This is a genomic window from Thermoflexus hugenholtzii (assembly GCF_018771565.1).
Taxonomy (GTDB): Bacteria; Chloroflexota; Anaerolineae; order Thermoflexales; family Thermoflexaceae; genus Thermoflexus; species Thermoflexus hugenholtzii_A.
The window spans coordinates 1012739-1024316 of sequence record NZ_CP076326.1; the positions used below are offsets into that span (position 1 = coordinate 1012739).

5 protein-coding genes are annotated in these 11578 nt (G+C 68.2%); 1 reads left to right on the forward strand and 4 read right to left on the reverse strand.

The window, feature by feature from the left end:
* Positions 1-26: 26 nt before the first annotated feature.
* Positions 27-3182, forward strand: a complete 3156-nt coding sequence (locus KNN16_RS04595; RefSeq protein WP_303899316.1) for an O-antigen ligase family protein — start codon at positions 27-29, stop codon at positions 3180-3182.
* Here KNN16_RS04595 and KNN16_RS04600 read toward each other — a convergent pair.
* The 4 genes from KNN16_RS04600 to KNN16_RS04615 all read right to left on the reverse strand — a co-directional run bounded on the left by KNN16_RS04600 (position 3179) and on the right by KNN16_RS04615 (position 11492).
* Positions 3179-5167, reverse strand: a complete 1989-nt coding sequence (locus KNN16_RS04600; protein WP_303899318.1) for a twin-arginine translocation signal domain-containing protein — start codon at positions 5165-5167, stop codon at positions 3179-3181. The genes KNN16_RS04595 and KNN16_RS04600 overlap by 4 nt on opposite strands.
* Before the next feature lie 63 nt (positions 5168-5230).
* Positions 5231-8554, reverse strand: a complete 3324-nt coding sequence (locus tag KNN16_RS04605; protein WP_303899321.1) for a hypothetical protein — start codon at positions 8552-8554, stop codon at positions 5231-5233.
* A 12-nt stretch (positions 8555-8566) separates the two neighbouring features.
* Positions 8567-9805: an acyltransferase gene (locus tag KNN16_RS04610; RefSeq protein ID WP_303899324.1), complete on the reverse strand. Its 1239-nt coding sequence runs from the start codon at positions 9803-9805 to the stop codon at positions 8567-8569.
* A 22-nt stretch (positions 9806-9827) separates the two neighbouring features.
* Positions 9828-11492, reverse strand: coding sequence for a radical SAM protein (locus tag KNN16_RS04615; protein ID WP_303899326.1), 1665 nt, complete (start codon positions 11490-11492; stop codon positions 9828-9830).
* Positions 11493-11578: the final 86 nt, after the last annotated feature.

Here is an 11578-nt window from a genome sequence, read left to right on the forward strand (position 1 = left end):
CGATGAGGTTTCCAGGGCAAGGTCCGATGCGGCCGGTCGTGCGGATTGGGATCGGGTGGTTGTGCCTCAGCCTGGGGCTCCTCATCCTGGGGCTGACGGGAGGGATCCTGCGCGCCCGCTGGCGGGGGACCATCGCCGGGTTCCCCCCGCCGATCCCCTGGTCGGGCGAACCCCGCGTGGGCCTCAACCTCTACCTCTTCGGACAGAACCCTGAAGATCGCCGTCGGGATCTGCAGCAGGTCCGCCAGTTGGGCATCTCCCGCATCCGCGTCTTCCTCCCCTGGTCGGCCATCCAGCCGGCGCGGGATCAGTGGGACTGGTCGGAGGCGGACCGCGTGATGGTCGACATTCGGGCCGCTGGCCTGGAGCCGGTGGTGGTGCTGGGGGACAGCCCCGCATGGGCGGCGCGACGGATCGGTCCGATGGCCCCGCCGCTGGATCCCGAGGACTTCGCCCGATTCGCCAGGGCCTTCGCGGCGCGCTATGGCTCGTGGGTGCGGTTCTATCAGATCTGGGACGAGCCCAACCTGACCATCGGATGGGGCGGGGGAACTCCGGATCCCGCCGCCTATGCCGCCCTGTTGCGAGCGACAGCGGCCGCGATCCGCGCCGCGGACCCGGACGCGGTGATCCTCCTGGCGGGCCTGGCCCCCACGGTGGAGCAGGGCCCGTGGAACCTGGCCGACTGGCTGTTCCTGGAGCGGCTGTATCAGCTGGGCGCCCGGGAGTCCTTCGACATCGTTGCCGCCAAGCCCTACGGCTTCGACACCGGACCGGAGGACCGCCGTGTGGACCCGGAGGTGCTGAATTTCTCCCGGGCGATCCTGCTGCGCGAGGTCATGGTGCGATACGGCGATGAGGGGAAACCCCTCTGGGCCAGCCACTGGGGATGGAACGCCCTGCCGCCGGGCTGGAGCGGTCGCCCTTCCATCTGGGGGCAAGTGGACGAGGCCACCCAGGCCCGTTACATCCGGGAGGCCGTCGAGCGGGTCCGGCGGGAGTGGCCCTGGATGGGGACGATGTTCCTGGAGAGCTGGCGCCCGGATGCGCCTTCCGACGATCCCCGCTGGGGGTTTGCGATGGTCGATCCCCGAGGGCGGCTCCGGCCGGCGGCGGAGGCGCTGCGGGCCGTCGCGAACGGAGCGGTCTTTACTCCCGGATACTATCCGGCGGCCATTCCGCAAGCGGAGGGATCCGGCTATGGGCCGCCGCCGGGCGCGCAGTATGAGGGCGCGTGGCGCTTCTCCGCCCTGGGGGCGGATATCGGCCGGGAGGAAGGGGATCGCCTGCGCTTCACCTTTGAGGGGACCGGGCTGGCCCTTCGCGTCCGGCGGGGAGGGTATCGCGCCCATCTTTACGTGTCAGTGGATGGGCAGCCGGCGAACCGGCTTCCCCGCGACGCCCGCGGCGCGTATTTGATCCTCACCTCCCCGGATTACGCGACCCCAGAGGTGGTCACGGTTCCGGTGGCCGAGGGTCTGCCCTACGGGCTTCACACCGTTCGGATCGAGGCCGAGCGGGGCTGGGGGCAGTGGGCATTGGTGGGCTGGAGCATCGCGGGGGTCGGGCCGGATCCGCTCCGGTATCGCCTTGCCCTGGCCCTGAGCCTGCTCGGGGTGGGGATGGGGGGATGGCTGCTCGTCACCGGACTGGTTCAGGCCCGTCGGCCTCCCCTGCGGGAGATCCTGCAGGCCATCGTCCACCGGCTGGGCCTGTGGGGCGCGTGGGGGCTCTCCGGGCTGGTTTACGCCGGGATGTGGTGGATCTCGCTGGAGCCGTGGGGGCTCCGGCGCGCGGGGGAGGTGGGGTGGCTGGGGCTGGGGCTGGCCCTGAGCGGGCTTTTCTATCTGGCCCCCCGGGTGGCCCTCACGGCCCTGGCGGCGTGCCTGCTCCTGATGGTGCTGATCCGACGCCCGTCCTTCGGCCTGGCGCTCACCGCCTTCTGGGCGCCTTTCTATCTATATCCGAAGCCCTTCTTCCAGAAGGCGTTCCCGATGAACGAGCTCATGCTCCTGCTCACCGCGGCCGCCTGGATCCTGCATCGCGGGATCCGCTGGGGGAGGGGAGAACGGGCACGCTGGGCCTGGGAACCCGCCGATCGATGGATGCTGATCTTCTTCGGCGCGGCCACCCTGAGCACTGCCCTGGCGGCCTTCCAGCGGGTGGCCTGGCGGGAGTGGCGCCTGGTGATCCTGGAGCCGTTGCTCTTCTATTTCCTGGTCCGGGCGATGCAGCCTTCGCGGGCCGAATGGGAGGCCGTGCTCAACGCCTTCCTGCTGGGAGGCCTCGGAGCCGCCGGCGTGGGTCTGATCCAGTGGATCACGGGGGTGGGGCTGATCACCGGAGAGGCCGGGGCGCGCTGTATCCGAGGACCCTACGGTTCTCCCAACAACCTGGCCCTCTATCTGGGGCGGGTCTTCCCGTTCCTGCTGGCGCTGACCCTGAGCGGGAGCTCCCGGCGCGGGCGCCTTCTGGCCGGGCTGGGCTTGCTGATCGTGGGCGCCGCGCTGATCGGAACCTGTTCGGAGGGAGCCGGGTTCCTGGGGATCCCGGCGGCCCTGATGGCGATGGGCGGGCTGTGGCTGTGGGATCGCTGGGGAGGGCTGTCACGAGGGATCCGCTGGGGGCTGATCCTCATGGCGGTGGGAGGGATCCTCCTCTTCGCCGGAGCGCTGGCGCCGCGCATCGGGGAGGTGCTGGCCCGGCGCGCCGCCACCCCAGGCAGCACCGTCTTCTTCCGCGTCCGCCTGTGGGCCAGCACCCTGGACCTGATCCGCGAGCATCCGCTCTTTGGGGTGGGGCCGGACAATTTCCTCTACTGGTATCGGAGCCGCTATATCCGCCCGGATGCCTGGCAGGAGCCGAACCTCTCCCATCCGCATAACGTCTTCCTCGACTTCTGGGCGCGCACGGGGTTGCTGGGATGGATCGCCGGGCTCGCCTGGCAGGTCCTGTTCTGGCGTCGGGTCGTCCGGCCCGGGATCTCCGGGGATCCCTGGCGCTGGGGGGCGGCCGGGGCGATGGCCGATCTCCTGGGACACGGCCTGATCGACCAAGGCTTCTTCCTCATCGACCTGGCCCTGGCGTTCATGATCATCTTCGGCACAGGCCTGGGGATCGCCGACGGATCGCCTCGCTCTGAGCGCCCCCGGCCGGTGGGAATCCGCAAGGCGATCGCTTAGCCGGAGGGCCCGTAGAACGCCGAGAGCGAAAGGGTCCCTCCCCGCAGCTCCATCCACGCCCAGGGAATGCCCTTCCAGCTTCGCTCGCGATAGGGGACGGAGGAGCCATCGATGCGCACTTCATGGAGGCGCCCGCCCGGGATCTCCAGGGGGAGGGCCAGGGTGAGGCGCGCAGGGGCAACGGGGGAGCGGATCCGCAGATGGAGCGCCCGCCTCTCGGGATCCCAGCGCACCTCCTCCAGCTCCGTCTGATCGCGGGCTTCCACGAACTCCAGCCAGCGTTGCGCAGACCAGATGGGAACGCCCAACCCAACGGCTTCGTCCAGGATCCCCTCCAGCCAGCGGGCCTGGGTCTCGGCGGCCTCCCCGCCGATCGCGAACGGATCCACATGGGCCTGCAGGGCGAGGGCCTCGCCCTGCTCCGCACCTCGGCGGACGAGGGACCTGGAGATCTCCAGGGCGATGGGGAGCGGAAACCGTGGCGCCTGCGGCCAGGTCCACCCGATCAGCTGTTCATCGACCAGGGCGGTGAGCTGCTGGTAGATGTTCAGCACACGCCCCTCTTCGTCAACGAAGCGCATCGGAAGCCCGCTGCCGGTGAAGTAACCGAAGACCCATTCCCCGTCCGGCTTTCGAAACATCGGTCCGACATGATAGAAATCCAGGTTCATCCGGATCCCACAGGCGGCCTGGAACCGCGCGGTCTCCACCCAGCCGCTCCACAGGACCCGATGGGTGCGCACGGTAGGGGGGACCGGACGGTAGCCCATCCCGGTGAACACTTCGTAGTAGCGCCGCCAGCCCACCTCCAGGCCTTCTTCGACATAGGGATGGAGCCCAAACTCATGGCCGCGGGCCCGCCAGCGCCACACGTGATCCGGCAGGACGACATGTGCGGCCGCTTGATCGACCCAATCCCGCAGACGATGCCATGCGCGCTGAAGACGGTTGCGGGGCTGCGGGGCGTAATACACGCTGAACGTCCCCCCACGCGCCTCCACCCGGCGGAGGACTTCCTCCACCGCCGACGGAGGCGTGTTGTGGGCATCCCCGGTCGCCACCAGGATCCCCGGGGCGCCGTCCGGAAAATACCAGATCCGCGGGAGCGGGAGACGGTCCAGGAGCATCCCGGTGATCATCCGGCCCAGCAGCCGCATCAGCTCGTCCGCCTGGGGGATCCCGATGCGGTCCAGATCGATCCAGCCGTCGAAGAGCTCATGGGCCCGCAGGCCATGAAGCCCATCCCGCTCCTGATGGGCGAGATTGGGGTTTCCCTGACGGGTCAGGGCAATGCTCCAGGCCGGATCGAAGGCCCAACACCCGGCCTGGCCCTCGCCGAACGGATACAGGGTCACAGCCGGGAAGGGTAGATCCCCGGTCTTCCCGGCCAGGAAGGCGACGACCTCCGCGCCTGCCGGCCGGTAATGATCGGCCACACCGTGGAATTGGAGCGTCTCTCGGGGGAAACCCTGGCCCATGGGATGCTCCGGGCGGATCCGGATATACCCTTCGGCGGTCTGACCGGAGGTCGACTCCAGCCCGAAGAGATCCGCCAGCGGAGGGGGCGGCCGCATGGCGATCAGGCGGCCGCCCCGGGCGACGTAGCGCCGCAGCGTCTCCCCCTGGCCCGCCTCCAGAGGGCCCGCGCTGAGCACCACCATCGGGAAGCGCTCCAGGATCTCCATGCGCAGGGCTGAAAGGGAGGCCACCCGGAACGCGTTCAGGCCCTCCGCCCGCAGGATCTCCGCGAGATACGCCCCGGTGGATGGGATCGCCCGCTCGTTCGCGACGAGCAGGATCGGAGCGGGGCGGCCGCTCCACGGCCAGCGTCGATCCGGCGGCTCAGCGAAGGGAGAGCGGAGGGATAGGGGCTCCCCTCCGATGTCCTCCCATAGCCGGTAGCCACCGAAGGCCCCCGCTGCCGCCGCGGCGAGCCCGGCCGCGCCGCTCATCTTCAGGAACTGACGTCGGGTGATGGAACCCATACACGGCCTTTCATCTGGATGGGGCCGGACAGCGCCGGGAGCGCGGCCGGCCCCCCATGTCTCTCATCCGCCGCGCATAACCAGCGGCAGGAACAGGCGGAGGCGAACCTGCGTCTGGACCTCCGCGGAGGCGGGTGTGGGGTCCACCGCCCGCGAAACAGCCTCAACCCGGACGCGGATCTCCGGGCTGGTCCACCGCTCGACCCGCACGCGCAGCCGGACCGTGGCGTTCTCTCCAACCGGGAGATCCCCGAGGGCACAGGAAGCCTCTACGCAGGAGCCCGAGGAAGGCGTCGCGTCCAGAACCTGCACGCCATCGGGCAGGGTGAACGTGACCTGCACCCCGGGCGCCAGGGAGGGGCCGGTGTTGGTCAGAGCCAGGGTGTAGGTGACCACCTCGCCGACGAAGACGGGGTCCGGCTCCCCGGAGAGGAGGAGCTGCAGATCCGCCTCCCCTCGCACCTCGGTGGAAGCCAGCGCCTCATTGTTCCCACTGTTCGCATCCGGGGTCCCCGCCCGGACCTCCGCCTGAGCGATCAGCACCATGCCCTCAGGGACCTCTGCCGGCACGGTCCCGGTGACGAGGAGCGTCTGAACAGCTTCTGCCGGCATGGTTCCCATAGCACAGATGATTCGGTTCCCGTCCAAACTGCAACCGCTGATCGGGGTGAAACCATCCACCTGCCATGAGATTGGCAGGGTCAGCGTGAGAACCACCCCCTGCGCGTCGGATGGCCCGGCGTTGGTCAGGGTGAGGGTGTAGGTGAGGAGGGTCCCCGCCACCACGGGATCCGGCTCATCCCGAAGCGTCAGGCTCAGATCGGCCTGGGTTTGGACGGTGGTGGTTTCGGCGGCGGTGTTGTTGGCCGGGTTGGGATCCGGGGTGGAGGCGGACGCCTGGGCGGAGAGGGTCAGGCTCCCTGCCGGGGTGCCGGCGTTGACCCGGGCCTGCAGCAGAAGGGTGGCCGTCCCGCCCGCCGACACGTCCCCCAGGGCGCAGGTGCTCATCCCGCAGGTTCCCTGGGAGGGGGAGAGGCCCAGGACGGTCAGGCCGCTTGGAAGGGTGAGGGTCACCTGGACCCCGCGCGCATCGGATGGCCCGGCGTTGGTCAGGGTCAGGGTGTAGGTGAGGAGGGTCCCCGCCACCACGGGATCCGGCTCGTCCCGAAGCGTCAGGCCCAGATCCGCCTGGGTCTGCACGGTGGTGAAAGCCGTCGCCGTGTTGTTGACGGTGTTCGGATCGGGAGTGGCGGAGGTGGCCTGGGCGATGGCGGAGAGGGTGGTGCCCGGGAGGATGCGGCTGTTGACCCGGGTGGTGACGGTGATGCGGGCGATGTTCCCGGCAGGGAGGGTGCCCAGGGTGCAGGTGGCGTCGGCGCAGGAGCCCTGGGAGGGGATCCAGGCGATGGGCGTCACGCCATCGGGGAGAGCGAGCTCGACCGCCACCGACTGGGCGTCGGAAGGCCCGGTGTTAGCCAGGGTGAGGGTGTAGGTGAGCCACGCTCCGGCCAGCACGGGGTCAGGGGCATCGTTCATCGTCAGGGCCAGATCGGCCTGGGTTTGGACGGTGGTGGTTTCGGCGGCGGTGTTGTTGGCCGGGTTGGGATCCGGGGTGGAGGCGGACGCCTGGGCGGAGAGGGTCAGGCTCCCTGCCGGGGTGCCGGCGTTGACCCGGGCGCGCAACAGAAGGGTGGCCGTCCCGCCCGCCGGCACGTCCCCCAGGGCGCAGGTGCTCATCCCGCAGGTTCCCTGGGAGGAGGAGAGGCCCAGGACGGTCAGGCCGCTTGGGAGGGTGAGGGTCACCTGGACCCCGCGCGCGTCGGATGGCCCGGCGTTGGTCAGGGTCAGGGTGTAGGTGAGGAGGGTTCCCGCCACCACGGGATCCGGCTCGTCCCGAAGCGTCAGGCTCAGATCGGCCTGGGTTTGGACGGCCGTGGAAACCGTCGCCGTGTTGTTGGCGGGATCGTCCGGGGTGTCGGTGCCGACGATCACCTGGTTCGCCAGGGTTCCCTCAGAGGTGTTGCTGTTCACCCGGACCCGGATATTGACCGTGGCGACGCCGCCCGGGTTCAGGGTCCCCAGGTCGCATGTGAGGGTGGTGCATGTGCCCTGGGAAGGCGTGGACGCGATCCACGTCATCCCACCAGGCAGCGTATCCGTCACCCGCACGTTCTGAGCCGGGAGCGGACCGCTGTTCGTGATCCAGATAGTGTAAGTGAGCTCGTTCCCGGCGAGGACCGTGCCGGAGGATGCCTCCTTGCGCACGGTGAGATCGGCGAGCTCCGAATACGAGAGCACCACCTCTCGCACCTCTGGGGACCACATGGGATTGGTGGTGCTCATCTCCACCCGGTATTGCAAATAGCGAGCGAAGGCCAGCGCAGGAGGAATGTTATTCGGGCCTGTCGGGAGGGGATCGGACCAGTCCGACCAGTTTGCGCCGTCCATCGAGGTGCGAACGCGGAAGGCGAGGGTAGTGGTGGATGGCACGGTGGCATCCCATGCAAGGATGTCCCAGCGGACCTTCTGGCCGGCATCCTGGGGGCACGAAGTGTAGGTCCCGCTCCCCACATACTGGCCCGCGCGCACCCAATCGATGTCCGTGGGCGTAGAGCCGTAAAAGGAGGGGGTTTGGTGATACAGGAACACCCATGAGGTGACCACTTGGGTGGAGGAGAGGATGGTAGCCTGCAAGGCCCCATCGATATAATAGCGCGTCACCTCCGGCTCCCACTCAATGCGGAAAACGTGAAATTGCGTCTCATCAGGATCCGGGTCGATGTCCACATCTGCCATCGGCCCATCGCCATCCCGGGCCCGCACGATCAGGTTGTTGCTATCGCTGTTGCCCAGGATGAACAGGCGAATGGAGCTAGCAGGAGTGAAGGGGTTATAGAGCGGACCGATCTCTCGATAGAATCCCAAGTCTACATTCCCCGAGGTGTCAGGGCTCTGCATCAGCCGGGCTCGGGCCTCGAAGAAGCGGGGGAGCTGGGTCATCGTGAGGACCGAGCGCAGATACATGCCATCCAGGGAGACCAGGCCGTTGGCCACTGTGATGGCTTGATAGGGGCCTGCCTCCGGGTTGGAGACGCTGATCACCCAGCGCGCCCCATCGATGGCGGTGCCGTCGAAATCGTCCTCCACACTCGCAGTGAGGTGCAACTCTCCTCCCTCCGCGTTGCCCACGGAGATGCCGGTGGAGATGGCGCACACCACGGCGAAATCCGCCACACGGGTGTGGGTGATGACACCGGTCCCCTGCGCCCGGGCGACCGGGACGGGCGTGCCGCTCAGGATCCCCATCGCGCCGATGAGGAGGGCCAGGAGGATCCCGGCCAGGAGGATGGTCAGGGCGCTCCGGCGAAGCGGTCGCGCTGTTCTCATGGTTTCCTCCCTTCAGGGATGTGAAGCGGAAAGCGGGGTGCTCTGAGCCGGCATCCGGGCGTAAGGGCCGAGGGGCGGGAAGATGCGGTTGAAGGGCCAGCGCCCCAGCAGGCGGTTCACCCCGGTCTCCATGACCGCTGAAAAGATCACGATGAACACGGTGGCCGCCCCGATGAGGCTCATGCGGATCGACAGCGGCATCTGGAACGGCCACAGCCAGACGATCAACGCCCAGAGGAGGGGCTGGTGGAAGACCATCACCCCATACGAGAAGGTGCCGACCCGCGAGAGCACCCAGGCCGCGGGCGGCCAGCGGGGCAGGAGGTCCCGGGCGAACACAACCAGGAAGCCGCTGGCCGCCGGGGTGATCAGCAGCGGCGCGATCACAGCTCCCGGCCGCGTGAAAGAGAGCCCCAGCCCGCACCCGTATAGGAACAGGAGGGCCAACCCGGAGCGCGGCGAGCGCAGCCAGCCATGGACCCGCGCTGGATCCCCTGCCGCCCACCAGGCCAGGATCATTCCCAGGGCGAACTCCCCCAGGCGGGAGGTGAAAAGCAGACCCCGGGACCACATCTCAGGGTCTACCGGCAGAAGGAAGAAGCCGATGGCCCGGCTGAGCAGGGTAAGAGCCAGCGCGCCCAACCCGAAGCGGACGGCTCCCCATCGCTTCAGGGCCTCCCAGAGGAAGGGGAAGACCGCGTAGAGCTGCATGATCAGGACGATGAACCACCAGGCGGGTGAGATGAAATGGAAGACCCCGGGCAGGAACCGGAGCCCGAGCAGACTGAGGGCGAAGCGGGGATCCAGCGGAGAGAACGGCCGCCAGCCCGCCAGGTTGTTGAAGACCAGGAAGAACAGATGTCCGGCCCAGTAAAGGGGGAACAGGCGCAGGAAGCGCCGCAGATAGAAAGCCCGACGGTCCAGGAGGGCAGCCGAGGAGCGGCTGACCAGCGCCCAGGTGAGGCCGAACCCGCTGATCATGAGGAACACGCCGGTGCCCTGATACCCCAGCCAGCCCGCATAGCGGAACAGGTTGGCCAGCAGGAAAGCCGCCGTGTTTTCCTGGGGGATCGGCCGGAGCTGAGCGATCCGGGCCATTCGCTCCGGCCAGTCGCTCCGGGGATGGGCGAACCAGGGCGTCCCGTAGATGGCGACGGTGATGTGATAGAACACGATCATCAGGATGGCCAGACCCCGCATCGCGGGAAGCCAGGCCAGCCGAGGCGCCCCGGACGCGGAAGGGAGCTCCATCGTGGAAGCGGCCTGCTGCGATCTATTCCATCCCCAGGAGCCATCGCGCATGGCGAACGGCCACCTCCAGGGCGGACCCCAGGACCGCGGGATCCATCGCGCCCTTCAGGAAGGTGAGGATCGGGCCGGGGCGCAGGGCCCACTCGCGGAAGGCCCGCTTCTGCCAGTATTCCAGCCGTTCCGCCGGCAGCCCGGGGTAATCCAGAACCGTCGAGCGGTCCATATCCACCTCCTCCCAGGCCGTGCCGGGGCGGAACCAGTTGTTCTCCACCACCTGGAAGAAGAACGGGGTCCCGGGATAGGGCGCGGCGATGTGGAAGAGGGCGAGGTCCAGCGGCAGCGACTTGGCGAACTCGATGGTCTGCCGGATGGTCTCCTCGGTCTCCCCGGGCAGGCCGATGATGAAGTAACCCCAATTCTTGATGCCCGCTTCCTTCGCCCAGCGGAGAGCCTGCGGGGCCTGCTCCAGCCGATACCCCTTGCGCACGCCCTTCAGGATCTGTTCGTTGGCCGATTCGATCCCCCAGGAGATCAGCCAGCAACCAGCCCGGGCCATCTTGTGCAGCATCTCCCGATCCACATAGTCCACCCGGCTGTTGCAGGTCCACCGGATTCGGATCCCTTCCTGGATCAGGAGGTCGCACAGCCCGACCACCTGCTCCCGGCTGATGGTGAAAAGATCCGCATACATATGGATGTTGCGGATCCCCAGATCCACCAGCTGGCGGATCTCCTCCACGATGTTCTCCGGGGAGCGGAGGCGGATGGAGTATTGATAGCTCACGTGCTTGATGCAGTAGGTGCATCCCGCCGTGCAGCCGCGGCTGGTGACGATGAAGGTGTAAGGCCCACGGATCAGCGGGGCCCGGTAGTGATAAAGCGGCAGCAGATGGTGCAGGGGCAGTGGCATATCATCCAGGTTGCGGATGAAAGGACGATCGGCGTTCACGCGGATCTCTCCGTTGTGCCGCCAGACCAGCCCCTTGATGCGCGCCAGCTTCTCCTCCAGAGGCCACGCTCGGGCCTCCCCCTCGTTCAGAGGGAACCACTCCGGGTCGCTGTCCTCGAAGAGCCGCCGCATCCGGCCCTCGGGAACCCGGCCTTCGAGGGTGTCGATGAGCTCCCGCAGGGTGAGCTCCGGCTCCCCGCGCAGCACGAAATCGAGGGCCGGATAGGCCTCCATGGTGGGGATGGGCATGGGGGTCACATGGGTGCCGAAGGCGATGGTCCTGGCCCCCAGGCTGCGGGCCAGGAAGGCGCCATACATATCGTTGGTGAGGGTCGGAGCGGTGACCTGGGTGATGTAATACTTCGGCTGCTTACGACGTAGCAGATCCTCGAACTCCTTCCAGTCCATCCGCAGCGCGATGGCGTCCACGATCTCCACGCTGTAATCCGGGTGGAGCATCGCGGCCATCTGGGCCAGGCTCACCTGCGGCCAGATCATGTTCTCCCGGGAGCGACGGCCGACCCGATGCTGGCTGCGGATCCAGACCGCTCCGTCCGGGGAGGGAGGGTTCACCAGCAGCACATCCACCGCCTCCGGCGATCGCGGCCGGCGCAGCCGCTGGATCACCGGGCTCGCGTCCGGGAAGCGCGGCGCCGGCAACGGGGGGATCCGCCGCGTCCCCAGGTTGCGCCGCAGCTCCTCCTCGCCGACGACCGGAACCTGCGTTCGTGTCGCCACCTCGATCTCCTTTCCCTTAGAGGGAATTCGCCATGCTCCTCCCCCGCCATCCAGGGGCTGGCTTGCCACAGATCGTCCCTTCACCC

Bases quoted from the DNA above. Each gene is read 5' to 3' on its own strand.
- KNN16_RS04595 (WP_303899316.1), top strand. From the start codon at position 27: ATGCGGCCGGTCGTGCGGATTGGGATCGGGTGGTTGTGCCTCAGCCTG.
- KNN16_RS04600 (WP_303899318.1), bottom strand. From the start codon at position 5,167: ATGGGTTCCATCACCCGACGTCAGTTCCTGAAGATGAGCGGCGCGGCC.
- KNN16_RS04605 (WP_303899321.1), bottom strand. From the start codon at position 8,554: ATGAGAACAGCGCGACCGCTTCGCCGGAGCGCCCTGACCATCCTCCTG.
- KNN16_RS04610 (WP_303899324.1), bottom strand. From the start codon at position 9,805: ATGGAGCTCCCTTCCGCGTCCGGGGCGCCTCGGCTGGCCTGGCTTCCC.